Origin of the sequence: Variovorax multivorans (assembly GCF_051216835.1) — a bacterium.
Classification (GTDB): domain Bacteria; phylum Pseudomonadota; class Gammaproteobacteria; order Burkholderiales; family Burkholderiaceae_C; genus Variovorax.
Map to the genome: position 1 here is coordinate 208,139 of NZ_JBPJZL010000010.1, position 25,898 is coordinate 234,036.

The following is a 25,898-nucleotide window of genomic DNA, read 5'->3' on the forward strand; positions in this document are numbered from 1 at the left end:
CCCAGACATGGCTGAAGTACAGGACTCCCTTTTCCCCGAACTGCCGCGCCCTCAAGAGACGGCTGCAGCCCCCGCCCCCGAGCCTCCCGCGAAAAAGAAATCGCGCACCGGCACGGTCGAGCCTGCGCCTACCGACCCGGAACTGGTCGAGCTCGCCGCGGCACTGCCGCCCAAGCTACGGCTCGGCACCTCGTCGTGGAGCTATCCGGGCTGGGCCAACCTGGTGTGGGACGGCGAATACGCAGAAACCGTGCTGTCGAAAAACGGCCTCTCCGCGTTGGCGAAGCACCCGTTGTTCCGCACAGTGAGCCTGGACCGCAACTTCTACCGCGCCCTCACTGCCAGCCAGTACGCACGCTACGCGGCCATGGTGCCCGACGACTTCCGCTTCGTGGTGAAAGCGCCGAGCCTCGTCACCGATGCCACCGTGCGCGACGAAAGCGGCCGCGGCATGCAGGCCAACCCCGTGTTCCTCAGCAGCGAGATCGCGCGGCAGGAATTCGTGCTGCCCGCGCTCGAAGGCCTGGGCCATCGCATCGGCGTGCTGGTGTTCCAGCTGAGCCCGATCCCGGGGCACATTCTGGCCGACCAGCCCGCGCTGCTGGCGCGCATTGCGGCAATGCTCGAATCGCTACCCGACATCACATCGGTCGCGCCCGACGCGGTGATCGCCGTCGAGGTGCGCGACCCGCAGTTGCTGAACCCCGCCTTCGCCGAAATGTTGCGCAGCGTGCGCGCCACCTTCTGCATGGGCCTGCACGCCAAGATGCCGCCCATCGAAGACCAGTTGCCCATGCTGCGCGCGCTGTGGCCCGGCCCGCTGGTGTGCCGCTGGAACCTGCACCGGCGCCACGGCCGCTTCGGCTACGAAGACGCGGAAAAACTCTACGGCCCCTTCGACAAGATCGTCGACCCCGATCCAGAGACGCGCGAGGCGCTGGCCAAGGTGATCGCGGGCACCACCCGCGCGGGCCAGAACGCCTTCGTCACGGTGAGCAACAACGCCGAAGGCTGCGCGCCGCTGACCATTGCCCAACTGGCGCGCGACCTCACCGGCCTGACGTCGCGTTAGCCGATGTTCTGCTTGGCAGCGACCGTCATCTCGACCTCGACGGTCGCGTTCTTCGGCAGCGCATAGACACCGACCGCCGTGCGCACATGCACGCCGGCTTCGCCGAACACACGGTGCAGCAGGTCGGATGCAGCATCGGCCACTTCGCTCTGCTGGGTGAAGTCGGCCGTGCACTGCACGAACACCCCGACGCGCAAAACCTTCTCTACCGCATCGAGCGAACCGAGCGCGCGCCGCAGCAGCGCGAGGCTGCGCAGTGTGCTGATCTGCGCGCCTTCGCGAGCCTTGTCGAGCGACACCGCGTCGCCGACACGGCCGGTAACCACAACCGTGGTGCCCACGCGCGGCACCTGGCCGCTGAGGTAGATCGTGCGGCCATCGCGCACCAGTGGCACGTAGTGGCCGCCGGCGATGATCTCGCCGTCGAAGCTGTGGCCGAGCTCGGCGGCAATCTGGTCTGCGATCTGGTCCCGGGTCTTTTCTGCTGTCATGGCTGTTCCGTGAAAGGGAGGGTCATTGTCGCCAGCCCTTTCACGGCAGAACAGATACAGAAGGCGCGGACAAGAGGCAGAACAGATCAGCCCTCGAACGCGAGAAACACCCGCCCGCCTTCGATCTTCACCGGGTAGCTGCGCAGGTCTTCCGTGAGCGGAGCGCACATCGCCTTGCCCGTGCGCACGTCGAAGCGCCCCTGGTGCAGCGGGCATTCGATCTCATGGCCTTCGAGAAAGCCGTCGCACAGCCGCGCGTGGCCGTGCGTGCAGATGTTGTCGGTGGCGTGGATGCCGTCTTCGGTGCCGTAGAGGGCGATATCCCTCCCCTGCACCTCGATGCCGACCACGTCGTCGGAGGGAACGTCGTCGACCGCCGCGGCGTCGACCCAGGTCATCGTGCTCATGGTTGCTTTCAGATGGGGTAGATGATGGAGTTCGGGATCATTTCGCTGTCGAACACGCACAGGCGCGTGGCGAACTTCAGGCCCTCGTGCGTGGGCACCACGGTGTCGAGGTAGCGCCCCACGTTGAACACGGTCGAGGCCTGGTCGAGCTTGGTGCGGAACACCGCGTAGTTGGCCTCGCTGTGGATCGTGCCGTCGTCGTCGACCTTGTGCACCAGCGGCAGCCCGACGACGTGGCGCTGGTAGTACGGGTCGTGGAACAGCGTCTCCTTGATGCCGTAGACCCGGTCTTCCAGCATGCCGCGGCTCTCGAAGGAGAGCGTGGCCAGCGGCAGGTTGCGCTCGTGGTTTTCGCGCGGCTGCAGGCGGTAGCTGCATTGCTCGATGAAGAACGCGGGCCACAGGTCCCAGTTGCCGGAATCGACGGCGTGCGCGTAGGCCGCATAGAGCCGCGACAGATCGAGGTAGGTGTCGGCGTCGAGGTTCGTCATGCTTCCATCACCTCACGCCAGTAGCGGTACATGCCGCGGATCAGCGTCTCCGTCACCATGTGGTCGGTGTTCTCGACCTCGCGCCCGCCGAGCTCGGCAAGCGTGCGGTGGAAAGGCTTCTGCTCGAAGCCTTCCTGCGAGAACTCGATCACCTCGCCGTCGTCGGCCGAGACGAAGCCGGCTGGCCCGAACAAGTTGGCCTGCCGCAAGCGGCGTTGCGTCATCTCCTCGGTGTCGTCTTCGAAGCCGAAATGCGTCCAGACGAAATCGAAGGCGTCGTGCCCCACCGGCTGGATATGCCGCGTCGAGACGCTGTTGACCTGCTGCTGCAGGATCAGGCTCGGAAACAGCGTCATCATCACCGCGGTCGGCCCGCCCCACCAGGGCTCGGGCACGATGTCGAGAAAGCGCGGGTCCTTCAGCTGCATGCTCTCCTTGAAGCTCGACACTTGCGTGACCTGCGCAGCCTTGCCGGCGTTGCCGCGCGTGGAAATCATGGCGGCGTGACGGCCGCGCGCGTCCATCTTCAGCTCCGACTTGTTGTCTGCGCGCCAGAGCCCGAAGGTCACGAACCAGGTGTGCAGCAGGCCCGGGTGGTACGGGTCCTTGATGTTCTCCTGCATGAGCTTCCAGTTGCCCGGAATGCGCTGGCGGTTGTAGCCCAGGATGGTGAGCTTGCGCCCATCAAACAGGCGGTCGAAGTAATGAAGGATGTCGGGGCCGAGGAAGTCTTCGAGCGATTCGATCTCATGCTCGAACGACGCGAACACCACGCCGCCGCGCGAGGCCACCTTGAGCTTGGTGAGACCGTTCTCCTCGGTCTTGAAGTCGGCCGGCATGCCGCCGTTGACCTTGCCGTCCTGCTTCACGCCGCGGCGAAACGGCACGCCCTGAAGGTCGCCCTTGAGCGTGTAGTTCCACTGGTGGTAGGGGCAGACGAACTCCTTGCGGTTGCCCTGGCGCTCGCGGCAGAACTGCATGCCGCGGTGGGCGCAGACGTTCTCGAAGACGTGGATCACGCCCTCCTCGTCGCGCGACATGACGACCGAGCGCTCGCCGATGGTGGTGCGCTTGAAGTCGCCCGGGTTCGGAATCTCGGCTTCCAGGCCGACGTAGCACCAGTGCTTTTCATAGAAGAAGCGCTGCAGCTCCTTCTTGTGCAACGCCTCGTCGGTGTAGGCCATGAAGGGAATGCGGTTGCTCTTCTCGCTTTCCCATTTCAGCTCGACGGGGAACACGGCTTGCGTGGTCATCGTGGGTCTCCTTTTCTTTTCTCGTGGGTTTTCGCTTCAGGTGCCTTGCAGGTAGAAGGCATCGGCGTGGGTCTGCTCGGGGGCAAGGCCGCGGCCGCGCACCAACTGCGTCACGGCCTCGACCATCGGCGGCGAGCCGCAGAGGTAGGCACGCCAGCCGTCGAGGCTGCCGGGCCAGTCGGCGCGGATGGCGTCGGTGATGAGGCCGATTCGCTGGCCGTCGCGCGAAGGGCCGGTAACGACGACCACATGCACCTTCAGGCCGGGGTGCTGCGCCTGCAGCTCGCGCAGTTCCTGCAGGCCGTAGACGTCGGCGTCGGAGCGCACGCCCAGGTAGAGGTGAATGGCCTGCGTTAGCCCGGCCGCGATGGCGCCTCGCACGATCGACAGGATGGGCGCCAGCCCCGTGCCACCCGCCGCGCAGAGCATCGGACCCCGGTGTTTGGTGCGCAGGTAGGCCGTGCCCAGCGGCCCGCTCACGCGCACCGAATCGCCGACGCGCAGTTGTTCGAAGATGTGCGCCGTCACGCGCCCGCCGGGCACCCTGCGCACGTGGAATTCAAGCTCCGCGTCGTGGCTCAGCCCCGCCATCGAATACGGCCGCGCCAGGTCGGGCGCGAACTGCAGCTGCGCATACTGCCCCGGAGAAAACTCCAGCGGCTTGTTCGGCTTGAGGCGCAAGCGCCGGATGTCGTGCGTGAGCGCGTCGATGCCCGTGACCGTGGCCTTGAGGATGCGCGCCGGGTGCACCACCACTTCGTCGGGCTCCGGGATCTCGATGGCGCAGCTTTCGGTCAGTGTGCTCTGGCAGGCCAGCACGTAGCGCTCGCCCTGCCCGTCTGGCCGGATCGCGTCCTGGCCAGCGTCGAGCACCTGGCCAGACACCACCTTGCAGCGGCAGGTGCCGCAGCGCCCCGACATGCAGCTGTACGACACCGGCACATGGTGTTCGCGCAGCACTTCGAGCAGGTTCGCGCCGGGGCGAACTTCGAGGGTGCGGGCAAGGGGGTGAATATGCAGGTCCATCGTGGGGTTCTGTTGCGCCAGCGTCATGGCCGGCTTGTCTCTGGGGCCGGATGATGCGCGGCCCCTGCCGATTGACCAATAGAATTTGGTGAATCCTCTCCATCACCGTGATGAATAAAGGTGTGCCATGCAACTCAAGGACATCGACCTCAACCTGCTGCTGGTGTTCGACCGCATGCTGGCCGAGAAGCGCGTGTCGGCCGTGGCCGAGTCGCTCGGGCTCTCGCAGCCGGCCATCAGCAATGCGCTGGCGCGGCTGCGCAAGCTGCTGGGCGACGAGCTGTTCCTGCGCACCGCGCGCGGCATGGAGCCCACGCCCTTCGCGCTGCAACTGGCCGAACCGGTGGCCTACGCGATGGGTGCGCTGCACACGGCGCTCAACCAGCAAGTGGTGTTCGACCCCGCCACGAGCACGCGCGGCTTCACACTCGCGATGACTGACATCGGCGAGATCTACTTCACGCCGCGGCTGATGGAGGCGCTGTCAGTGGCAGCGCCCGGCGTGACCATCAGCACAGTGCGCAACAACACCGCGGCCAGCCTGCGCGACGAGCTGGAAGCCGGCCACGTCGACATCGCCATCGGCCTGCTGCCGCAGCTGAAAGCCGGCGTGTTCCAGCGCCGGCTGTTCCTGCAGCGCTATGTGTGCATCTTTTCAAAGGAGCATCCGCTCGCACGCAAGCGCAGCGTGTCGCTCAAGGACTTCAGCGCGGCCGACCACGTACAGGTGCAGGCCGCCGGCACGGGCCACGGCAAGGCCGACGACGTGATGGCGGCGCAGGGTATTCACCGGCGTATCAAGCTCAAGGTGCCGCACTTCGTGGCCATCGGCCACATCCTGCGCTCCAGCGACATGATCGCGACCGTGCCCGAGCGCCTCGCGCAGAGCATCGCAGAGCCTTTCGGGCTGGTGTGGCGCCCTCACCCGGTGGCGCTGCCGCAGATTGCGATCAACCTGTTCTGGCACGCGAAGGCCCACCGCGATCCGGGCAACCAGTGGCTGCGCGGATTGCTGTTCGACAACTTCGCGGATGGCGGCTAGGCGCCCCCAGGACGAACGACGATGCCGAGCGCGATCCATGCCTCCAGCGCGTCCACCACATCCCAGTGTTCGATCAGCAGGCCGTCTTGCAGCCGATAGCGGTCTGCCGTCGAGAAGTGCAGCACCTTGCCCGTGGCCGGCACGCCGAAGAAGACACCGGTGTGCGTTCCTTCCCAGAACGTCATCGCCATGAGGCTCGCTTCTTCGACCAGCACCTCCTGGCGCACCGGTCTCAGGTCGGGCAGGCCGACATGGAAGGTCTTCGCGAACTCCTTGTAGGCCGGCCGCACGTCGATATGCGGTACGTCGGCCGCCAGCGCCGCCTGGCGCGCGGCCTCCAGCAGTGGCCGCACATTCGCGCTGTGGCTCGAGAACTCGGGATGCAGATGGTCGTCGATGGCAGTGAGATCGTGTGCGTTGTAGAGCCGGCGGCGAAAGTCGAGGAAGCGTTCCCTGATGCGGGCGGTGGATGTCATTCAATGGTCCTTGGTCGGTTGAAAAAGGCAGCGTAGAAGGCCTACCATCCCTCGACAAGACAAGAAGTTATCCGGGTATAAAAACCACCAGCCTCGCACCATGACCCCACCGCTGACCAAGCCTGCGCGCGCTGAAATGGCCGCATTCCTCAGGAGCCGGCGCGAGCGCCTGCAGCCCGCGGAAGTCGGTCTGCCGACGACGGCGAGGCGGCGCACGCCGGGTCTGCGGCGCGAAGAAGTCTGCCAGCTCGCAGGCGTCGGACTGGCCTGGTACACGTGGCTGGAGCAGGCACGCGAGATCGATGTCTCGGCGCATTTCCTCAATCGCATTGCGCGGGCACTGAAACTCGATGCAACCGAGCGCGCCCATCTCTTCACGCTGGCCCACAACCGGCCGCCGCCGATCGTGCCCGGCCCCTCTCTCACGGTCACGCCGCATCTGCGCCGCATGCTCGATGCGGTCACCGGCCCGGCCTACCTGGCTACCGCCTCGATGCATGTGATCGCGTGGAACGCCGCGCTTGCTGCCGTGTTCGGTGACCTCGCAGCGCTTGCGCCCGAAGACAGGAACATGCTGTGGCTGGTGTTCGCCAGCCCGGTACACCGCGCTGCGATTCCGCGGTGGGAGACCGATGCGCGCGCCATGCTCGCGCGCTTTCGCGTCGAGTTCGGCCGGCACCGCGACGATCCGGCCTTCCTGGCATTGATCGAGCGTTTGCAGATCGCCAGCCCCGAGTTCAGGCAATGGTGGCCGGACCACGACGTCAGCATGCGCACCGACAGGGCCAAGCGCTTCGAGGTGCGCGGCGTCGGCCGGATGGAACTGGAACAAAGCTCCTTCATGGTCGAGGAGTCGCCGGACATGCGGCTGGTGGTCTACACGCCGGTCGATGAGCAGAGCGCTCGGAAGGTGAAGCTGTTGCAGCGCCGTTGGGCCGCATCGACGGCCATGCCTGCGCGGTGATCAGTGGCGCGTTCGCATCTCAGGCAGTCGTCTCACTCTGCGCAGCGGCAGGCCACCGGCCCAGCACCTCGTGCACGCCCTCGCCGACGTGACTGTCGATCAGCACGAGCGAAGCCGCGGTCCATCGGACCGGAGCTTCGAGCGCGTGCTTCTCGAGCTTGCGCCGCGCGTAGGCCACGGTCATGTGCGACGTGAACGAGCGCGAGGGTTTCAGGCCGGCATCGGCCAGCGCCTCGCCCAGACGCTGCCTGAAAACCCGGAGGGCCGAGACGTTCGCTTCGTCGTCGGCGCAAAGCACCAGGGCGCCCTTCGCGTAGCTCATGGACTTCTCGAAAACGACATCGAATGCCGGCATGGGCACCGAGGCGGCAGCGTTCGAAGCCTGCGCCACCTTGTCGGCCGGCACCTGCGCGTAATCGCCGAGATCGAACAGCGTGACATGCAGGCGGTGCGCCTCGACCAGCGTGCCCTTCAGTGCGTGTTGTGAATTCATGCGCTCGCCGAGTGCGGCGATCGTCGCGGCGTCTTGTGTGTCGGGAATCAGTGCGAGAAAGAGCGCGTGCGGCAGTGGCTCGTTGCGACGCACCTTGCTTCGTGGACGCGGCAGGGGCCGCGGCGGGGGATCGATTCCGGGAAGAAAAAGCTGTTCTGGCATTGCTCCGATCATCGCGCATCGAGGGTGCGCTTCATGAGCCCTTCAGCAAGCGCGAAGCTCTTCTTCAGATTGGAATTTGAGAATCGTCGCACGTCGGTGACTGGGCGAAACAGCCGGTCACGCGTCGCATTGATCTCAACAGCTCCAACCAGGAATTTCATCTTGAAGCATTCGCTTGCCTGCACCACCCTCGCCGCCTTGTTGCTCGGCACCACCGCCATCGGCGCGCACGCCGCCGCCCCGAACGCCGACACCGGACTCTATGTGGGCGGCGCCATCGGCCGCTCGAGCTACAGCTTGTCGTCTTCCAATCGCGTACCCGTGCCATGGGGCGGCCAGAAGAGCAACAAGGCCGGCACGGCCTACAAGCTCTACGGCGGCTATCGCCTTACGGAAAACTTCGGTGTCGAAGCCGGCTATGCACGCCTCGGCAGCGTGAGCCAGTGGTCGTCGGCCGGCGGCTATTCGAGGCTCCAGCGCGGCACCGGCCAGGCCTTCTACGCAGCCGCCACTGCGCGCCTGCCGTTGGGCGACGCTTTCGCTATCAACGCACGCCTCGGCGTGTCGCGCGGCCGCGTCTCCGGCGAGAACAACAATTGGATGCCGACCGCCCAGCGCATCTCGGGCAGTTCCACGGGCGTGATGGCTGGTTTTGGTGCGGAGTACCGCGTGACGCAGAACCTGGCGATCACCGCGGACTACGACTACTTCGGCAAGCTGTCGAAGCAGGCCAAGGGCGGGATGCTTACGGTGGGTCTGAAGGCGAGCTTCTGAGTAAGAAGAAAGGCGCGCGCCGCTTTGGCGCGCCGCCAACCCGAGAAGTCATCCAGCGGGAGGACTCGCTCCGTTACTCGGAAGGGAATTCGGGCAGCGCCCCCTCGGAGGCAATATCCGTCCATGCGCTTACGGTCTTCCAGCGCTCAGCAGCAGCATTTCTCGCCGCGTCAGCTCCAAGTGCTCCTTGGAATGCATCTGAGCCAAGGAGGATGTGGGGCGGCAGACGATCGGCTCCGGCAACACCGACTACAACCTGCGCGACCTTTTCAGGATCGCTTGGTTCATTGCCCCAATATGCTGCGAGTTGCCGGACAGTTTCCCCAACCGAGGCTTCATAGTCCGGCAGCATGGCAGGCACGCTTCCAAACGCTCGCTTACCCCAATTCGTGCGCATGCCGCCTGGTTCGAGTGCGGTCACTTTGACTCCAAACGATGCGGATTCAAGAGCGACTGTCTCGGCAAAGCCACCCACCGCCCACTTGGAAGCAACGTAAGCAGCATTGCCGGCCAAGGCGGACCGCCCACCGACGGATGAAATCTGGATGATGTGACCGCTCCTCTGTTGGCGCATCACAGGAAGGGCGGCCCGCGTGAGGTTCACGACACCAAAGAAATTGGTTTCCACAACGCGGCGAAAGTCGTCCGATGAAACTTCTTCAAATGGCCGCGTTTCACCAAACCCCGCATTGTTTACGAGAACATCAAGGCGTCCGAAAGCCGAGATGGCAGCGTCTACGGCAGCGACGCCCTCTCGCTCATCGGTAACGTCAAGACGGACCGGCATTACGCGGGAACCATAAGACTTGACCAAGTCATCCAACTGGCTCACATCACGCGCAGTCGCTACGACACGGTGGCCCGCCTCCAGTGCTTTAGCTGTGATTGCCCGGCCCAAGCCGGAGCCACTACCTGTAACAAGCCATACCTTAGACATATTCGATCTCGTATCCATCAGTTTGTGATGGGGTCTAACTCTATGCATGGCTGCAGGTGGTCGTTAGCCTGATCCTTCCCGATCATTGCCCGATCGTCTTGCCGGGCGCGGATTCCTCGTCCGAGCAGCAGCCCGCTGGGCACAATGACTCCATGGTTCTGATGAATGACGCTCGGCTTCAGCCGGCTCGGCCCGATGAAGATTCGGAGGGAGCGTGGCTGCGCGCGCGGCTTCGCTCGCATCTATTGGCGCACTTGCCTAAAGCTGGCGACCACGTATCCGCGTTGCCGGGCCTGACTCTGTATCGTCGCGATGGCCCGACCGAACCCGCCTCGATGCTTTACGAGTCCAGCGTCGGCTTCGTCGTTCAGGGCCGCAAGCGTGTCGTCCTGGGCTCGGACGCACATGAGTACGACGCGGCCAAATTTGTTCTGACGGCGGTGGATCTACCCACGATCTCGCATGTACTGGAGGCCAATCCCAGCCGCCCCTGCCTGTCCATGATGCTGAAGCTGGACTTTGCCATGGTGCAGGCGATCGGAGGGGAGATCGACCTGCAAGGCATCGCCGCGACGGGCAAGGCCGAATCTGGCATGACTTTCGGCCATATGACCACGGAGCTGCTTGACGCTTTCGTGCGACTTTCCGCGCTTGCTGACAAGCCTCAGGACACCGCGATCATGGCGCCCCTGGTGCTGCGCGAAATTACCTATCGTCTGCTTATGGGGCCGTCGGGCGGTCATCTTCGTCGCATTGCCAGACAAGACCCCCGGCGCGACAAGATCCTGACTGCGATCGCCTGGCTGCGTGAGCATTACGCTGAAGCGATCCGCATCGAGGATCTGGCGGAAATAGCTGCAATGGGGGTTTCGACTCTGCACCATCACTTCAGCGCCATCACGCACATGAGTCCGCTGCAGTATCAAAAGCACATTCGGCTCCATGAAGCGCGACGCTTGCTGTTGACCGAGGGGCTGGACGCGACCTCTGCCGCGTATCGTGTCGGCTATGAAAGCGTGACCCAGTTCAGTCGTGAGTACAGGCGACTGTTCGGTAATCCCCCCATTCGCGACATCTCACTGCTACGCGGCGACTTGGATGAACAGCCCGGCAATCTCTGAAATACACATCACGCCGAAGGACACGGGCCCGCAGCAAGCACGCCTAGATGTCGGAGTCAGTGGCCGCGATTGCCGGTGTCCCGGAGAATCCGCTGCCACTGCTCGACCTCGTCACTCCCACTCAATGGTTTCCGAGGGTCGAAAACCCGCATGAATGCTAGCTTTGTGGGGTCGGGACATCGTACTTTACCGTCACTTCTACCGTCCAAAAACGAGCGCTTTTGCTGGCGCGGGAGATGGACTCGTTTTGCGGGGCGGCTACTCCAGCACATCAATCGTCAACGATCGCCAAAGCTCGTAACAGCATTCTGCACATCTTCGGCCCTCCTTTCCGTGGCACTGGACGCTGTTCTTTCGAGGCTAGCAGATGGCCCGATCAGCCAGCGAGCCGGAGAGCTTCAAGCCCACAGCAATCTCTATTGCCAGTCAGACGACCTTGATACAGTTTTCTCCGGCCGAAATTCGTGTTGCCGATGGAAGGCAAGATAGCCGGCGTGCTCTTGCTTCAGGCCATCCAAGCGCCAATCGCCCGACAGCCCCAGTTGCAGTCGTGCTGCCCCAGGAAGTGATGCTGAGGTCAACAGCGTCCCGTCGTCTTCAAACGAAATCCAGCCCCCATCGAACAGGGCATCAAGGTGCGGCGCCAGGAGCAGGCCATTGAAGACGTCCAGTCGCTCGTCATCGGTCACGCACTTGCCCCAAGGCTTTATGTGGGAAGCACGCAGCAGGCTGGGAAACGCCAAACCCGAAACGCAGCATCGCCCCTGCCAATAGTCGAGCAGAGCGTCCCTGAATAAGCCCTGCCCCACACGTTGAACAACGAAGCGCTCTGCCTCGGTCGACTGCGGGAGCTTGGCCTTCTCTTGCCGAAACTTGTCGGCCACCCGGTTTGGCATCGTCCTGGCGACGGCTGACGCGCGTTGCAGGACGGCGTAAAGCTCGCCATACGCATGGACCTCGACAGCATCACCAACCGCACGGTCCAACAAAGCACCCGATGATGTCGACACCCTGAAACTGGCAGCCTCAGTGATCAAAACCGAGACACAAATGGTCTCTGGAAATGCCGCCGATCGCAGCTCAAGCACGCCACTATCGGTCATGCGAGGTGTCATTTCGAAGCCGCAATCTGACCCGGCCTTCTCCAGCCGCAGGCGGTCCAGAGGGGTCATGCAGCGCCTCCATTAAAACTTTGCCGGCCTGCACGCACGGCGCCTGCGGCAGGCAGTTGGCGCGTCGTCTGGAACTCCGCGCAGGACATGCCCCACTGAGCACACATCTGCGCCCAGGCTGCGGCGCCACCGCGCTTTCGCCGGCAGTGTGTTGGCCGTTCAGCCGAAGGACGCATCACGACGGTCTTCCCCTGTAGCCGGCCGGCGCTGCCTTGAGCTCCTTCGGCGCCTTTGCAGGATTGGTCGATTTGAAGGGCGCGGGGTCAACCTCGAACACGCTTACAGCGACTTGGTTGTTCCCATGAACATGTGCAATGAGGCGTTCATGCTTCGGGAGCGGCGCTTGGGCAGTGGAGCCTCCGAACTCGCCGGAGTTGGCCAACACCACTGGCTGATACATGTGAAAGTGAAGCGCCGCCACCATGTTGTCAAAGGTCTGGACGTCCTGATTGAGTGCTGCCACCAAGAACACGTCGGATCGATCCCGAAGGTCGGCAACCAAGTCAAGGTCTGTTGCGTCGTAGCAAATGGCAGCGGCAATCCGTGTTCGCGTCTTCGAGCCGACCGGTAGTTCGACCAGCGTCAGGTGTGGCCGATATCCCTTCACTCCCATCGCTCGTTCCAGCTTCATCGGATGAAGCTTGCCTTGCCACACGTACTGGATGCTGCGACCATGATCGGGAGACTCTGTGCGTATTAACCACAGCCCCTGGTTGATCGGTGCGCCCAGCTTGGCCGACGCTTGGAACGTCAGCCCAGTGAAGATGTTCGCGCCAAGCTTGTCGGACAGTCGGCGAAGCAAAAAAACATGCTCGGGGTGTACGGCCAGTTCTGGGAACAAGATGACATCCACGATCGGTCCATCCCCTTCTTCGCCGGCCGACTTTGAGCTCTGTGCCGAGGCCCAGGTTCGAAGCTTTTGAAAAGTCAGCCTGCAAACCTCCGCCAAATGCCTACGGTGCTCAGCGAGGACACCGGGGGTCCAGTGCGTGGGGTCCTTGACATCAAACTCGTCCCTGCGTGGACGCATCGGCTGAACGATGGCGATACGCAAGGGCCTGTCTTGTAACGGCGCGTGGTCGTCGGTGGGCACAACGTACATAGGTGTCTTGCTTCGCGTCCCGAACAGGGCCCGCTGTACGGCAATCCGCTCCTCAAATACCGCAAGCAACTCATCGGCTGTTCGGGCCGTCCCTGCCGCGGCTGCGTGATGCGCACGAAACTCGACCCCAGGCCAGCGCAGCAATGTGGAAAGCAACCCCGATAGCCACGGAGACACAGGCCCCGGTTCATCCAACAGTCCGCGCCCAGAGTTCATTAGCCCGAATCTGCGTTTGAACCAGCTGCTCCGAAGACCGGTGTAGTGACCTACCTCCTCAGTCACGAGGTAGCGTCGGCTCGTGAAGTCAAACTCGCCGGTCAGCGCCGCTCGCAGAATCCGGCCCAATCCGTATAGCCACGCACTATCGTCGTCGACCCAAGGTGGGTTGCCGTACAGAGGACTTGCCGGTTCGGTGCGCACCAAGGGCTGCACAGACAAGAAATCCTTCTCGTCGGGCAGCGCATGAACCCGTGTCCAGTCGTCGCAGGCGAGCGTGATGTCCATCGCGCTCAAGCCTGAGCTCAGGTGCGCCTCTATGCCGTCTACGCCGAGCAGTGCCTTGGCAAGCATCAGGACTCCGTTCTCCTGCGCGAACACATTGTCGGCTTCCATCATGACGTGATGGAGCGGCCGGACACTCCGGCGCGCCCCACTGGTGCGGCGGGAAGACGTTCGCTTGCTGGTCTCTATCAGTGCGGGGGGCACAAATTTGCGCCAGCGCGGAGCCCTGCTGCCCCGCCCATTCAAGGCCGCCAACATGAGGTCTGGTCGGTGAAGCGAGACGGTCGTCACCACCTCCGCCTGCATGGCGTCGTCCTTGGTTAGACGCAGGCCTTCTGCCAACCAGACGCCGAATCGCCTCGGATTGGGGTGCAACTGCTGGGCGACAAGCGCCAACGGAAGCACCTCCATCAGCGCTTCGGAATGCGCGGGTTCGAACATGATTGCGCGGTTGAGCGCCCTGTAAGGCTGGACCAATGCGAAGCTGCTTTCGTCCGTCACCGCCAGCGAGACATCGCCAATGGAGGACAGGTACAGATGCGCCTGTTGCAGCAGATACCAGGGGGAATCCGCACGCTCAAGAACAACACGACGAGCCAGTGCGCCCAAATCCTCTCTATAGCCGGCAATATCGACGGACTCGGGATAGTCCTCCTCTGCACGAAAGCCAGTTTCGACCGCACCTGCGCGCAGAAGGTCTGCGAGAACGTACTCGGCGACCCGCACCTGCCTCAGCTGAGCTGAATTGAGGCCGACCTGAGGGTAGAACAACTTGACGCTGAGCGCTTCGGTAACCGGCGACAACAATCTGGGATGTGGAAACAGATCCAGTCCGCAGCGCAGTAAGAGGGCCAGTGATGGGTTTTCGGCCCAGCACTTGATGAGCTTGCGCGCCGTGGATTCGAACTCATGGGCCAGGGCCATGCCATTGGTCACACGGTCGCTGAGCACGTTGCCAGCGGACGTGTGTGCAGTGGCATCCGTCATCGCCAGGCGATGTCGCATCAGCTGTGCCAAACGCGTCGCCACGAAGCGCTTGACCGTGTCGTCGCGTACGTCCGTGCTGGGCGCCGCGACAGTGGCTAAACGCAGTCGCGAGGGCTTGGGCTCCTCAGCATCGTCAATCTGGTCCGACATCCACAACAGGCCATCGAGCCCGCCAGCAGCCTGGGCCAGCGACTCCAGGTCGAAGGTTCCGCTGAGTTCCGCGTTGAGCACGTCCATGAGGGCAGACATGTTGCTCTGAGCCGAAATCGAGCGGTAGGGCGTCACAACGCACTTGTCGGGCGACAGTTCAAGAACCTTCTGTGCCTTCAGCAGTTCGCTGTGGCTCTTTAGGGCGTCGGTGACAAATGCGACCACGAGCCTCAGGATCGCATCTTGTCCCAGGCCACCCGTGCCGCTGGGGGCTTCGACGACCATGCGCATATCGTCCACATATCGACAGTAGTCGAGCAGCTTGACATCGTTACCGACGCTGGTTGTCTGAGCTGCTGCTTGATAAAGCTGGCGGTCCAGCCTCAGCAGGTACGCATTCGCCAGAAAACCGGAGGCAACCAGCCCTTGTGGCAGGCCCAGTTCCAGCTCTTCTTGACCAGCCCCGTAAACCAGCTCTGCTTGCTTGTGATCTTCCGACCGCCACTGCCAACGAAAGATGCGCTCGGCGCGCTGCCAGAACGCCTCATCCGCTGCCGTCCTGTCAGGCAGCCCGAAGGCCTGCCGATGCTCCACTTCAATCCGGCGGAGTTCCTGCAAGAGTGCCGCCGTATCGATCCTGTCGAAGAAAGATTTGATGTCGAGAGAAACCACAAACAGCTCGCGTCTGGGCGGCAACTGCGACAGCAACTCGGCGCACACTTGTCGCGGCCTTGCCAGGAACGCACGATAGTCTTGAAAGTACTGACGGTAGGTTCGACTGTTACCCCAAGAAAACTTGGCACGAGAAGGCGCGTTGGGCTGCTCGACCCAATTGCACTGAAGTCGGTTGCCATAGCTCACCACGCCCCGCTCGCGCATCGTCAGTACGTCCTTTCCGGACGTGTCGCCCTGCGCCGTCTCAACGGCTTCCGCCAGACACATCATCACGGCCGTGGCAAGTGTCTGGTCACGGATAGACAGATGTGCCAAGGGGCGCAGCTTTTGAGTCAGGTTGTTTGAGGCCGCATCGGCGCCAGGCTCGCTCACTTTGGTCTTGGGCGCCCAGTCATCGAACGTGGGCTCAGAGCCGAGGCTGTCGATGTCCAGGTCGAGGAGGTCTTCCAGTGATTGCACAACCGGGGTGGACCTGAACTCCCACTTCGCAATTTTCGGGGCGGGCACCAGAAGCAATTCGTTCGGGCGAAAGCTGTCTTGACTGACGTCAGCACCCCAGCGCAAAAGCTGGTCCTCGAGATCGACCGTCGATGCATCCAACTCCAGCACGTCGGCATACCAGTTGTGACGGCGGATGAATGCGTGAGACTTCTTCCAGGCCTGGGAAAGCACAACCACATCGGCAAGGCTGCTACCGTGTAGCGCCAGCTCCAGATACGCATCCTTAATAACTGACATGTACCCCCTCCTTCTTCTTGTTCAAGTTATTCTTCGCTTCAAAGCACGCTTTCGCATAAGCGTCGTTTTCACGGATTACTGGAAGCCTGGGAGCTCCGGCACAAGCTCGCGCCTGAACAACAACTTCTCGTCGGATCCTGGCTCCAGTTCGAGCACGACATACAACTCACCACGAACCTTCTCGGGGGGTGGCGATGTCGTTGTCACGATGAACTGGAATGGCGCCCCGTTGTCTCTACCGAGTTGTTCCGCCGCCTCGGCTGCCACGAGAAAGAACTCTCGGTAGAGCACATCGCTCATGTCGGCCTCACGTGGACAGTCGTGCACCAAAAAGCCTGGGTGACTGCTTGCCTCGGATGTCGCTGAGTCAAGCAAGCACACGATGTCACCCAGAAGGACTTCAAGAACTTGATAGGCCTCACCGCCCCTTGCGACCTCGAAAGGTCGATATTCATGATCCTGCACGAATCGAGCATGGCCCGACGCCCCAAGAAGCCTTGTCGATACAAGTGCTGTCAGTGCCTTGATGGCGTCGGCACGAGCTGACTGCTGTGACCGACGACTAGCTAAGGTTGATCGGAGGCCATTCAGTTCACCTTCCAGCCGTGCGAGAAGCCCACGCGCGTTGATCAATTCTGCGGACTCGATGCCCTGCTCTTTTTGTGTGTGCAGGAGCTGAAGCTCCGCCCATGACGTCTTGAGGAGCGAACGAGAACTTTCGCTAGTTGCGACCCGAACTCGCAGACGCCGAAGCTCTGCTTGTTGAGTTGATATCCGCTTCTGCTGAACGGTCACCGCAGACTCGGCGCGCACCTGGTCTGCCTGGCACTGGGAAAAATTCCGTGCCCGTTCGGGCGCGTTGGCCTGGACTTCCTTGCCATCTCGGAACCAGGTCATATTAACCGTGCTCTTGCGAGCTTGAATGTGCTGACACGCAGAGAATTCAACGTCGCCATGGTCACATCGGCCGTCCAGCCACGCCAACTTTTCACGCACTTTCGTCAAGCGCTCAAAGTCCGCCTGATTTGCTTCCACGAGCGCCTTGGCGATACTCACCTCAACTTCGGCCAACTTCAACTTGTCGTTCAGGTGCGCCAAATGAAGCTGCTCTTGAGCAAGCAGCTGTTCCGCTAGGCCGACATCACTCTCCCACGCCGCCTCGGACGTCTCTGCTGAAGCGAGAGCTTCTCGAACACGAGATTCGATGGATTCACCCAGTATGGTTTCGAACACAGGCTCGTCCTCACCGGATCGAATACGGGCGCGTAACTGCCGCTCCGCATGTGAAAGAGCATAGACCGGAGCGCGTTCCAGTTCTGGAATTTGCTCCTTGGACTTATCGAACTTCCCCTGTTTCGACTCAAGGTCGCGAAGCAGTTGGTCCAAGCCCGCATCGACCAAGCCCAGCACCGAGCCGACAAATAGCGGCGGGTCACGTCGGGAACGAAGAAATCCAAGCCCCTCGCCGTCTCGCCAGTGATAGAAGCCGTCAAAGCGCGTCCGTTGATCTCTGATGCACCAAGCCAACAGGTGACGCCATCGGAGCGGTTGGTTGGTACCCGGCAGCGACTGCGCGGCAAGACGGCCTATCGAAAACAGTTCCAGGGCGCCAAGGTATTCTTGGAACTCATTGGGGACAGCGCCCTGCACCAGCGACTCCAACGCCTCGCAAGGCGCTGCGAGGGAATGGCTGTAAGCCCCGTAAGGGCGATACACCAGCCATGCTGTCCCGTCCACATGCACCTTGGCGGCAACGCCACCTTTCGGGAAGCCCGCCGACGCCTTCTCACGCAAAGTTGAAATGGCTGGCGCATCGTCGCCCAGGATGTACCGCATCAGCAGGCACAGCGAAGTCTTCCCAACCCCGTGGCCTGCGCTGGCCAGGCCTGATGTCTCCGTGGACGTCGACTCTCGAGCCCAAACGATGTTCAGGCCAGGATGCAGCTCGATCGTACGAGTCACTGACAAAGGCTCACGGGACTCCACCAGCCAAAGCGTCTCGATCCACATCCGAGGCTGCCTTCGGACTGGTTCGTAACCCTCAAGCCATTGCTTTGTCATATGTGTCACCTTGTTCCTGAAGACTTCGACGGCTGCTCGCTGTCCGACGTTCCTGCACGATCAGATTCCAAACGTCGCGACTCTGCTGCTACGAGAAGCCGGGCGACGTCACCATGCTCCGGAACCTGACGGACATCTCCGGGCGGTACTGCCTCACCTCGAGTGAATGCAGCCTCGCCGGCGCGAGCTTGGCGAGTGAGGACGCCGACGGACTCCAGGCGCTGGACGATAGGGAGAGCGCGGCTCAACAACTGCGTTGCAGCGTTTGAAATGCCCAATAGGCTGGAAAGCTCCGTGAAACGCCGCGCGTCCGACGGGTCCAGGTACTGCGCCGCGTTCGCCGAACGAGCGACGAGGAACTGAAGCTCGGACACAGAAATTCCTTCCGGTCGGGACTCGACCAACGCAACGATGAGTCCAGCAAGCAACGCCTCTTCCTCGTTGCGAATCATCCCCAGCTCGGAGAACTGAGAAGTGACGGCTGGAGCAGCCAGCGGTACCTGAACAGGCGCGGCGTCAAGTTTGTCCCAGGCCTGTAACACCAAGCGCTGGGTACGGTACTCGCCGAACTCTCGCATCTCGCTGTTCTTGAGCACGCGGAAGGTTTCGCTGGGATAGTCGGGACCCATCACGTCGGCAGGGTCGAGGATGTAGCGCAGCTCGTCGCGGGTCAGGCCGTAGAGGCGGGCGTAGTAGGCGTCCAGCTCGGAACGCAGTTGAGCGCGGCGTGGGGGATTCCAGGCAAAAGGCTGATCACGTTCGGTGGCTGAGCGGGGGTCGAAGGCCGCAAGAGCGTCAGCCCAAGGCCGCAGGTCGTGGGCGGTAAAAGTGAGTTCGAGCACACGCGGAACGATGAAATCGAGGTCGGTTTTCTCAAAGTGCTTTGGAAGCAGCGTCGGAAACTGCTCGACGTAGCCAAAGGTCATATTGGTGCCCCCCAGTTTCTGACGGACCACGTAGTCGAACGAGAGTGATGTCAGCATTCCAAGGAGTGCGGCGGCCAATTCAGGAGCGGTGGAGACCTGATAAAGCGGCATCGAATGCCCGACACCAAGCCTAGGCATCACCGAGGCGATGAAACTGCGTTCATCGGTGCTGCGCGCGATATTTCTGAATCCGAAGAGCCACTGTGGGCTACGTCGATCCAGCCACTCATCTATTAAGTCCAACAGCGCTTTCTCCATCGGCACTTGCTTGAATACCTGACCGATGGCTTCAAGTTCGCTATCGGACATGCGCGCATCGAGGTTCTGCAACGCCCATTTCGGGAACTCGGTCAGGGCCTGCTTGGTGGTAAGACCGGTACCCAACAGAGCTTTGGAGAGGGGCTCGAAACTGGCTTTGAGCTGCGCTTCGATGGAGGCGATATGGGGAAGAACACGTTTTTGCGAGCCCTCTGCTACCTCGAGTTCCCCTGTCGCGCGGGTGAACAACTCTCCAGCCACCCAGGCCGCGAGGGCCAACAACAGCTCGGGCAGCGCGCTGTCTTGCGTAGCTGCCTGGGCAGTCGCCGCATGCCACGCCAGCCAAGCACGCGCCACACGGGTCGGCACGCGCGCGATACGGGCCAGCACCTCGCGCTCAGGCACCCAGTAGCGCGGACGCACGGTGAAGGCGGGGTCGGCCTTCTGTACAGGGCTCGAGTCGACGGTCTCCAGGCCACCCGGCTTGTCGGGCGCATCGACGTAGGTCGCCCAGCGGTGGTCAAATTGGTGAACCATCTTGGCTTCGTACAGCGCTACCAATCCTTCTCCCGGCAACGACTGAAACGAATCACTGTCGTCGGACATGTGCAGCATCCGTCCGAGTTCGATGCCCCATGGATTCGTGCTCGGTTCGTCGTCTCGAAGGAGAACGGGTGCAGCTCGATACAGCTTCTTGGTCAGTTCGGCGTCGCGTTGGCTGCGGAAGACCGGGCATGTACGGCTGTTCGGGTTGATGAGGGCGAACTCGTCCGGGGTGAGAAAGAAGCGGCGGCGTTCGTCGTTTAGATGTTCTGTCTTAGTGGCGAAACAAACGAACTCGGACTGCGTCGCGGCGCCAAGGGTCAACAAAGAAAACTTGTAACTGCGGTGGACGGAGGGAAACACCGCATCACTGTTTTCGAAATCGAACAGACTCGCCAGTCGGCTACCCGTTGCAACGTGGGAAAAGAACGCCGAGGTCGACTCGTCCGTGGCTATTCCGGTGGGTACTATGAACCCGGCACGGCCGCGCGAAGACGTCGCTTGCAGCAGGGTTTCTGCGAAAAGTGCATAGGTATTGACATCGCCAGCACCAGTCAGCACATATCTCCGGCTTTCGCGTGAGAAGTGCTTTGACACATCGGCAGCTCGATGCGCCAATGCGAACTCGTGATAGAGCGCCTGCTCGGTCGCGCTAGGGGGGCTCAACCCTTCCGCAGCCTCCAAATCGGGAGCTACGGTATGCAGCAACATGCCGCGCGCCAGCAAGCTGATGCGCCTCGTTCGTTCCGCCTTATTTTGGGCTTGCGCGATAAGTGGACTACGGTTCGCGAAAAACTCTTCTTCTTTGAGAGTCAACCTCTCCCATGGAGGATTCCCCAGCATCACTGAGAAGCCACCGGCCGCAGCTACCTGCGGAAAGGCCAGCCACCAATGAAACACGCCGAGCTGGCGACATATCGATTGGGCGGCGTCTTCCACCTCAGCCAGGGAGGGTTGATTGCTCAGCACACTCCATAGATGACTCGAAAGCGGCACCGTCGCCTTCGTCTCCGCCAATTTGGGCGTCAGAAAGGCTGCCACGAAAATATCAGCTACGCGCGCGAAGCCGCTATGGTGAGCTGCGGCATCGACCTCATGCCAAGCTTGGCGCTTGGCGGCCAAGTGTTCAGTAGTGTCATCGTCCAGTGTCTCAGCGGTCACGGCCTGGGCGACTAGGCCAGCTTGAGTCACCAAGTCGCCGCTGGCTATTGAACGCCAGCTCTTGAGGTCGGCTTTGTTCTGCTTCTTCAGTGCCGAAGCCACTGTCTTGTCATCTCCGGAAAGCGCGGCATAGGCTTCGTCGGGGATACCATCCTCCAACACCTTCGGGTCAAGCACACCGAGCAGCGCGTCACCTATGCGCAGGTGATGGTCGATGAAGCTCAACGGTCGGTCGGGCGAGTAGGCCTCCAGCCAAAGCGCCGTCTTGGTCAGCTGAATGGCCATGGGGTTCTTGTCCACCCCGAAAATGCAGTGGCTGACCACATCTCGCAGGGCATGGCGGTAGTCGACCGGCGCGGGGGCTCCGCCTTCCCGCTCCGCAGCGGCACGGTGCAGGGCCACTTCGTCAGCCAAACGCCGGGCTGCAGACAGCAAGAAGTGGCCGCTGCCGCAAGCCGGGTCGCAAATGGTCAGGCCAAGCAAGGCTTCTACAGGCCGCTCAGGGTTGGCGCGAACCGTATCCGCAATGACAGGCTCCAGCGCCGTCTTGATGAGTTCTTGCACCAAGCTGTCAGGCGTGTAGTAGCTGCCGGTCAGCTTGCGAGTGTTGCCTTTGGTGCTGCCTTCGCTGTCGCCATCGCCGACGAAGGCCAGACGAGCTGCTGAGGGCTGTGACAGCATCTGCAGGTCGGGCACCAGTTCCAGCAGGCTTTCGTAAACGCTGCCGAGCTCTTCCGGGCCCATGTCTCGGTAGTTGACGCGGGTCAGGCCGCCGTCGGCACGGAACCACCCCAACTGGAAAACCGCAGTTAGTAGCCAACGGTTTTCCAACTGTGTGCCATCGAGCCACGCGCATTGGTCCGCATTGAAGAGGCCACCAAGCGCGGGAAGACCCAGATGCGCTTCACCCCTTACCAATGAGCCGAAGGTGATACCGAGCGCCTGCCACAGGTCGGCGTGCCGGTCGTGCTGGCTGCGCCGCACAGCCCGCTCGCGCAGCCAAGTCATCGAATAGCCGGACAGATAGCGTTGCTGCACTTCAGGCGGCGCGTCGGGCGTGAAGATGAGGCGTCGCCCGCTGGTCTGATCGGTTCGGTCTTCGACCGTGGACAGAAAAATGAGCCGATAGACCAAGCGGAGCAGTTCTTCAAAGAATGCCTGGCGACCCAGGGCACCATCCTCCCCGTCCATTCGTTGCAGGGCCGCCCGTAGCTCACTGTTGGCGGGATGCGAGAGGAAGCCGGTTCCAAGAGCACGCAAAGCATCGGCCACCTGAAAGCGCAAGTTGGTTCGCACGGTGACACCCGCAGCTTGGCCCGTTGCTCGCCAGCGTTCCCACACGCAATTGGTCGGCTCACCCGGGGGGCTGCTAAATCGGCTGGCGTGCGCCAGGAGCCAGAACGCGGTGAAGTCGGGGTGCAGCTCTTCAGTGAAGAGCGCTTCCAGATCTACCTCGATGTAGGCCGGCCGGGTTAGGCTGGGGTTGTCGCGCAGGATGCGCAGCGTCAAACCATTGGTGACAATGGCCCACAAAGAGGCATCGGAGGCATTGACGGCCTCTTGAGCCAGCATGTAGGGGCTGCGCCGGCGAACCTTGCCCGTGTCTGGGTTGGTTTCCCCAAAGCGCTCGGCCGCCGTATCCAGTGGCTGGTCATGCGCGGCGAACACCATGGGCACGCAGCCGCTCTCGGCGGCATGGCCAATGGCGTAGCTATGATCATTTTTTTCGATTGCCGCACAACGACCGATGTCTGAGAAGTGCAGCACTTCGCGCATCAAGGGCAGCAGCAACTCCCGGACGGTCACATCGTGGGCGTTGACGTCGGTGCGTCTGCGCAACGCCTTGAAGTCGTTCCACAGGCTCAGAGCAATCTTGAAGTCGCGCCCGATCTCATCGCGCAGTTTGAGGCCTTTAGATATCCGGTACTGCGCCTCCGTCTGCTCGGTTGAAGCCGGCTCGGCGAGGGTGGTCAGGCGGGCGAGCTCGTCTGCGGGGATGAGCCCACCTTCGATGCGGATCGCGCGGTAAGCCAGGGTGGTGATTTTCTTGCGCGCCATGGTGTCAGGCTCCCTCGCTCTGGGCTGCAGCGGCAGGGACCAGCACGTAGACGCCCATCACATCCACCGGTAGGCTGGCGGTCACTTGGTAGGTGCCTTTGGCGTCAGCCGCTTCGCGCACACGTCGATGGTCTTGCAGGAGCTCCTGGGCGCGTGCTTTGGCAATGGCTTCCAGTTGCGGCTGCCATGCTGGCAGTCCATCAAGCGCCGTTTGCAATTGACGGTCTCGCAGGGGTGGCGGCATGTTGCGGGTGGCTTCGGAGCCCAGCAGCTCGCGAGCCTGGTCGGCGGCCAGCAGCTCAAACGGGGTGGCACCTGCCGAAGCCACAGCCACGGACTCCTCGCAGAGAATGAGCCGGGTCTGGCTGCCGTGCGTGACGCTGAGCTGATGGCGCATCCGCAGCAGCAGCACGGTGGTCTTGAGCGGGACGTTGCCGACGAAGGCGGCACCGGCTCGGGCGACTGAGCTGTCGTCACTCGCGCCGTTCGTGGCGTCGAGTGCCCTTTCGAGCAGCGTGTCCGCCAACACCACCACCAGCGGGTGGGTGCGGTGAATGAACAGCGCACCCTGTGCGGCGGGTTGATGAAAGTCGATGCGTAGCGTGCCTTCAATGCCCTCCGCACTGAGGCGTTCGCGAATGGACTGCGGCAGGTGCTCGGTCAGGAGCTTGAAATGCCCGCGAACAATTTCCAGCGGTGCGCCCAGCTTGACGGCTGCGCGACTGACGAATCGCTCGACATCAGCTTCGCCACCTAGTGCAGCAGCCGATTTGCGCCACTCAGGCAACACGTCCTCAGGCTTCAGACGACGTTGGGCAAAGATAGAGCGATTCAGCTTGGCCTTTTCTTTGGCGCTCTGCCATGCCAGCTCGATCTGTTTGGCGGGTTCGCCAAACAGATCGAGCTGTGACTGTGCATTGATGGCTGTGCCCTTGCGCAGCAGCACAGCGTTCAGCAGCGCCTGGGTCAGCTTGCCCTCGTTATCGGGCATGGGCACCAGAACGCCCAACTCCTTTCGGATGCTCTCGGCCTTGCGCAAGATGACCTGAAGCACGGCACCATCGACCGGGTTGTCTTCACCATATAGCATGGTGCTGCGAACTTCTCGAGCCTTCTGACCGAAGCGGTCTACTCGGCCTTCACGCTGTTCGTGACGGGTGGGGTTCCAACTTAGGTCGTAGTGAACGACTGCCGTGAAAAGGCTCTGAAGGTTGACTCCTTCGGAGAGACAGTCGGTTGCCACCAGGATGCGGATCTCGCTTTCACCCAGTTGCTCGACAGCGGCTTCGCGCTCGCCAGGTGTGAGTTCCCCGGTCACAGCCTTGACCTTGGCGGACTTGAACTTGTTGCTCAGGTAGGCTGCTAAGTAGTGTGCCGTGGCGATGTAGCGACAGAACACGACCGGCTGGAAGCCATCTTTCAGTAGCACTGTCAGGTGCTCCTGCAACTTGGCCAGCTTGGGGTCGTTTTGACTGCCGGCCAGTGCATCGGCGGCGGCAATCAGTGCCTGGAGTCGTTGCGAGTCTTCGGTCTGCGCACCGGGCTCGATGTCGTCGATTGAGAGTGCGTCGTCCGCACCGTCCAGCACCCGGTCACTGGCCTGCAGCTCCAACTCTTCAAGGGACAGCGTCTCGGCTTCAGCATCGTCTGCTTGAACACCATGCAGCCGTGTTCGCAGCGAATTGACGGCAGCCGCAGGCGACGACGAGATGCAGCGCAGCAAGGCCAGTGCAGCCCACCAATTCATGCGCTGCTCACGCAGGCCCTGCCCCTCGGCGCGTTCGACGAGCTCGCGAGCGTAGACCAGCACGTCATTAAACAGTTGTCCCCAGGCACCGGTCAGGCGGTAGGTTATCTCAGCCGTCCTGCGGTCCGGGAACATGGACGAGTCTTGCCACTCAGCAATGTCGGGCCGGCGCCGTTGGACGAAATGGCGCGACAGTGCCTCGCGCAGGTCGCTACGCTGGGTACTCGGCAGGTCCTTAAGCAGGGTGAAGTCAGTACGCAGCAGACCCAAGAGATTGAAGAACGCTTCTTCGTCGCCGCTGTGTGGCGTGGCCGTCAGCAGCACCATGTGGCGGCCGGCGTCCTCGGCCAGCCCCTTGAGGAGCTGATAGCGTTGCTGCCGGCCTTGACCGCCCTGCGTGCAGGTATGCGCCTCGTCCACGATGACGAACTCGGGGCAGAAGCGCTGAAAGGCCTCGCGTCGGCGTTCGGACTTGATGTAGTCCAGGCTCACCACGGTGAAAGGATGCGCGTCGAACAAAGACGTGCCAGGGGGCAGATCACGCTCCAGCCGGTCGGCGGTGTTCGAGCGCACCACCATCGCGTGGATGTGGAAGCGCTCGGCCAGTTCACGCTGCCATTGCTCACAAAGATGAGGCGGACAGAGCACGGCAAGACGCTGGACCTCGCCGCGGTCAAGCAATTCACGGGCGATGAGAGCTCCCTCGATGGTCTTACCGATACCGACGTCGTCAGCAATCAGAAGACGCACCGTGGGCAGCTTCAGTGCCATCAACAGCGGCACGAGTTGGTAGGCGCGTGGTTCAACAGCGATGTTGCCGAAGCTTCGGAACGGGCCTGCACCACTGCGCAGTTTGAGCTGCAAGGCATCCAGCAGCAGCTGGCTGGCCGAGTGATTGCGGGCCTGACCGACCGTGGGCCAAGGAAAGGTTGCCGGTTGAACCGGCAGGCGCTCCAAGGGCAGGAAGATGAGGGTTTCGTCGCGCTCACCGCCGCTCAAGGGGCGCAGGTGCAGCGTGCTGGTGTCGGACTCGGGCAGCACGATCCACTCGCGGCCGCGAGCGGCAATCAGGCTTCCCGGAAGGAACTCCGGCAGGGGTGCATTCATATC

Annotated in this window: 19 protein-coding genes; 5 read left to right on the plus strand and 14 right to left on the minus strand. The window is 62.3% G+C overall.

The window, feature by feature from the left end; translation table 11 throughout:
• The first annotated feature begins 7 nt into the window (after window positions 1–7).
• Window positions 8–1,072 (plus strand): DUF72 domain-containing protein, encoded by a 1,065-nt coding sequence (locus tag ACSFCA_RS25775; RefSeq protein ID WP_435461497.1) that lies wholly within the window; start codon window positions 8–10, stop codon window positions 1,070–1,072.
• On the opposite strand, the gene ACSFCA_RS25780 is transcribed toward ACSFCA_RS25775, so the two are convergent.
• The 5 genes from ACSFCA_RS25780 to ACSFCA_RS25800 all read right to left on the minus strand — a co-directional run bounded on the left by ACSFCA_RS25780 (window position 1,069) and on the right by ACSFCA_RS25800 (window position 4,740).
• Window positions 1,069–1,563 carry a RidA family protein gene (locus ACSFCA_RS25780; protein WP_435461498.1) on the minus strand — a complete coding sequence of 165 codons (495 nt, stop codon included), beginning with the start codon at window positions 1,561–1,563 and terminating at the stop codon, window positions 1,069–1,071. The genes ACSFCA_RS25775 and ACSFCA_RS25780 overlap by 4 nt on opposite strands.
• Before the next feature lie 86 nt (window positions 1,564–1,649).
• The gene (locus ACSFCA_RS25785) at window positions 1,650–1,970 is read right to left on the minus strand and encodes a non-heme iron oxygenase ferredoxin subunit (RefSeq protein WP_093074550.1); all 321 of its coding nucleotides are present in this window, start codon (window positions 1,968–1,970) and stop codon (window positions 1,650–1,652) included.
• 8 nt (window positions 1,971–1,978) lie between these two features.
• Entirely contained in the window at window positions 1,979–2,461 is a 483-nt protein-coding gene (locus ACSFCA_RS25790) for an aromatic-ring-hydroxylating dioxygenase subunit beta (protein ID WP_435461499.1), read from the minus strand.
• Window positions 2,458–3,714 (minus strand): aromatic ring-hydroxylating dioxygenase subunit alpha, encoded by a 1,257-nt coding sequence (locus ACSFCA_RS25795; protein WP_435461500.1) that lies wholly within the window; start codon window positions 3,712–3,714, stop codon window positions 2,458–2,460. The genes ACSFCA_RS25790 and ACSFCA_RS25795 overlap by 4 nt, the downstream gene beginning before the upstream one ends.
• A 36-nt stretch (window positions 3,715–3,750) precedes the next feature.
• A complete protein-coding gene (locus ACSFCA_RS25800; protein ID WP_258355299.1) occupies window positions 3,751–4,740 on the minus strand; it encodes a 2Fe-2S iron-sulfur cluster-binding protein in 990 nt (329 codons plus the stop codon).
• Window positions 4,741–4,867: 127 nt separating this feature from the next.
• Here ACSFCA_RS25800 and ACSFCA_RS25805 point away from each other — a divergent pair, with 127 nt between their 5' ends.
• Window positions 4,868–5,782, plus strand: coding sequence for a LysR family transcriptional regulator (locus ACSFCA_RS25805; RefSeq protein ID WP_435461501.1), 915 nt, complete (start codon window positions 4,868–4,870; stop codon window positions 5,780–5,782).
• Here the strand turns inward: ACSFCA_RS25805 and ACSFCA_RS25810 are convergent.
• A complete protein-coding gene (locus ACSFCA_RS25810; RefSeq protein ID WP_435461502.1) occupies window positions 5,779–6,258 on the minus strand; it encodes an ester cyclase in 480 nt (159 codons plus the stop codon). The two genes, ACSFCA_RS25805 and ACSFCA_RS25810, sit on opposite strands and share 4 nt — an antisense overlap.
• Before the next feature lie 100 nt (window positions 6,259–6,358).
• Here ACSFCA_RS25810 and ACSFCA_RS25815 point away from each other — a divergent pair, with 100 nt between their 5' ends.
• The gene (locus ACSFCA_RS25815) at window positions 6,359–7,222 is read left to right on the plus strand and encodes a helix-turn-helix transcriptional regulator (RefSeq protein WP_435461503.1); all 864 of its coding nucleotides are present in this window, start codon (window positions 6,359–6,361) and stop codon (window positions 7,220–7,222) included.
• A 19-nt stretch (window positions 7,223–7,241) separates the two neighbouring features.
• Here the strand turns inward: ACSFCA_RS25815 and ACSFCA_RS25820 are convergent, their stop codons facing one another.
• Together ACSFCA_RS25820 and ACSFCA_RS25825 are read right to left on the minus strand one after the other, a co-directional pair.
• A complete protein-coding gene (locus ACSFCA_RS25820) occupies window positions 7,242–7,808 on the minus strand; it encodes a 2'-5' RNA ligase family protein (protein WP_435461504.1) in 567 nt (188 codons plus the stop codon).
• 77 nt (window positions 7,809–7,885) lie between these two features.
• Window positions 7,886–8,038 (minus strand): hypothetical protein, encoded by a 153-nt coding sequence (locus ACSFCA_RS25825; RefSeq protein WP_435461505.1) that lies wholly within the window; start codon window positions 8,036–8,038, stop codon window positions 7,886–7,888.
• Window position 8,039: 1 nt separating this feature from the next.
• Here ACSFCA_RS25825 and ACSFCA_RS25830 point away from each other — a divergent pair, with 1 nt between their 5' ends.
• Entirely contained in the window at window positions 8,040–8,651 is a 612-nt protein-coding gene (locus ACSFCA_RS25830) for a porin family protein (RefSeq protein ID WP_435461506.1), read from the plus strand.
• Window positions 8,652–8,724: 73 nt separating this feature from the next.
• Here ACSFCA_RS25830 and ACSFCA_RS25835 read toward each other — a convergent pair whose 3' ends face one another.
• Window positions 8,725–9,588: an SDR family NAD(P)-dependent oxidoreductase gene (locus ACSFCA_RS25835; RefSeq protein ID WP_435461507.1), complete on the minus strand. Its 864-nt coding sequence runs from the start codon at window positions 9,586–9,588 to the stop codon at window positions 8,725–8,727.
• A gap of 152 nt (window positions 9,589–9,740) precedes the next feature.
• On the opposite strand from ACSFCA_RS25835, the gene ACSFCA_RS25840 reads away from it, so the two are divergent.
• Window positions 9,741–10,709 carry an AraC family transcriptional regulator gene (locus ACSFCA_RS25840; protein ID WP_435461508.1) on the plus strand — a complete coding sequence of 323 codons (969 nt, stop codon included), beginning with the start codon at window positions 9,741–9,743 and terminating at the stop codon, window positions 10,707–10,709.
• Window positions 10,710–11,125: 416 nt separating this feature from the next.
• On the opposite strand, the gene ACSFCA_RS25845 is transcribed toward ACSFCA_RS25840, so the two are convergent.
• From ACSFCA_RS25845 to ACSFCA_RS25865, 5 genes are all read right to left on the minus strand, one after another.
• On the minus strand, window positions 11,126–11,881 hold the full coding sequence (locus tag ACSFCA_RS25845) for an HNH endonuclease (protein WP_435461509.1): 756 nt from the start codon (window positions 11,879–11,881) through the stop codon (window positions 11,126–11,128).
• Between the two features lie 175 nt (window positions 11,882–12,056).
• Window positions 12,057–16,034 (minus strand): RNA-directed DNA polymerase, encoded by a 3,978-nt coding sequence (locus tag ACSFCA_RS25850; protein ID WP_435461510.1) that lies wholly within the window; start codon window positions 16,032–16,034, stop codon window positions 12,057–12,059.
• Window positions 16,035–16,109: 75 nt separating this feature from the next.
• On the minus strand, window positions 16,110–18,044 hold the full coding sequence (locus ACSFCA_RS25855) for a hypothetical protein (protein WP_435461511.1): 1,935 nt from the start codon (window positions 18,042–18,044) through the stop codon (window positions 16,110–16,112).
• 56 nt (window positions 18,045–18,100) lie between these two features.
• On the minus strand, window positions 18,101–23,041 hold the full coding sequence (locus ACSFCA_RS25860; RefSeq protein WP_435461512.1) for an Eco57I restriction-modification methylase domain-containing protein: 4,941 nt from the start codon (window positions 23,039–23,041) through the stop codon (window positions 18,101–18,103).
• A 4-nt stretch (window positions 23,042–23,045) separates the two neighbouring features.
• Entirely contained in the window at window positions 23,046–25,895 is a 2,850-nt protein-coding gene (locus tag ACSFCA_RS25865; protein ID WP_435461513.1) for a helicase-related protein, read from the minus strand.
• Between the last annotated feature and the right edge of the window lie 3 nt (window positions 25,896–25,898).

Bases quoted from the DNA above. Each gene is read 5' to 3' on its own strand.
- ACSFCA_RS25815 (WP_435461503.1), top strand. From the start codon at position 6,359: ATGACCCCACCGCTGACCAAGCCTGCGCGCGCTGAAATGGCCGCATTC.
- ACSFCA_RS25805 (WP_435461501.1), top strand. From the start codon at position 4,868: ATGCAACTCAAGGACATCGACCTCAACCTGCTGCTGGTGTTCGACCGC.
- ACSFCA_RS25800 (WP_258355299.1), bottom strand. From the start codon at position 4,740: ATGGACCTGCATATTCACCCCCTTGCCCGCACCCTCGAAGTTCGCCCC.
- ACSFCA_RS25835 (WP_435461507.1), bottom strand. From the start codon at position 9,588: ATGTCTAAGGTATGGCTTGTTACAGGTAGTGGCTCCGGCTTGGGCCGG.
- ACSFCA_RS25860 (WP_435461512.1), bottom strand. From the start codon at position 23,041: ATGGCGCGCAAGAAAATCACCACCCTGGCTTACCGCGCGATCCGCATC.
- ACSFCA_RS25865 (WP_435461513.1), bottom strand. From the start codon at position 25,895: ATGAATGCACCCCTGCCGGAGTTCCTTCCGGGAAGCCTGATTGCCGCT.
- ACSFCA_RS25840 (WP_435461508.1), top strand. From the start codon at position 9,741: ATGGTTCTGATGAATGACGCTCGGCTTCAGCCGGCTCGGCCCGATGAA.
- ACSFCA_RS25790 (WP_435461499.1), bottom strand. From the start codon at position 2,461: ATGACGAACCTCGACGCCGACACCTACCTCGATCTGTCGCGGCTCTAT.
- ACSFCA_RS25785 (WP_093074550.1), bottom strand. From the start codon at position 1,970: ATGAGCACGATGACCTGGGTCGACGCCGCGGCGGTCGACGACGTTCCC.
- ACSFCA_RS25810 (WP_435461502.1), bottom strand. From the start codon at position 6,258: ATGACATCCACCGCCCGCATCAGGGAACGCTTCCTCGACTTTCGCCGC.
- ACSFCA_RS25780 (WP_435461498.1), bottom strand. From the start codon at position 1,563: ATGACAGCAGAAAAGACCCGGGACCAGATCGCAGACCAGATTGCCGCC.
- ACSFCA_RS25855 (WP_435461511.1), bottom strand. From the start codon at position 18,044: ATGTGGATCGAGACGCTTTGGCTGGTGGAGTCCCGTGAGCCTTTGTCA.
- ACSFCA_RS25775 (WP_435461497.1), top strand. From the start codon at position 8: ATGGCTGAAGTACAGGACTCCCTTTTCCCCGAACTGCCGCGCCCTCAA.
- ACSFCA_RS25825 (WP_435461505.1), bottom strand. From the start codon at position 8,038: ATGAAATTCCTGGTTGGAGCTGTTGAGATCAATGCGACGCGTGACCGG.
- ACSFCA_RS25795 (WP_435461500.1), bottom strand. From the start codon at position 3,714: ATGACCACGCAAGCCGTGTTCCCCGTCGAGCTGAAATGGGAAAGCGAG.
- ACSFCA_RS25845 (WP_435461509.1), bottom strand. From the start codon at position 11,881: ATGACCCCTCTGGACCGCCTGCGGCTGGAGAAGGCCGGGTCAGATTGC.
- ACSFCA_RS25850 (WP_435461510.1), bottom strand. From the start codon at position 16,034: ATGTCAGTTATTAAGGATGCGTATCTGGAGCTGGCGCTACACGGTAGC.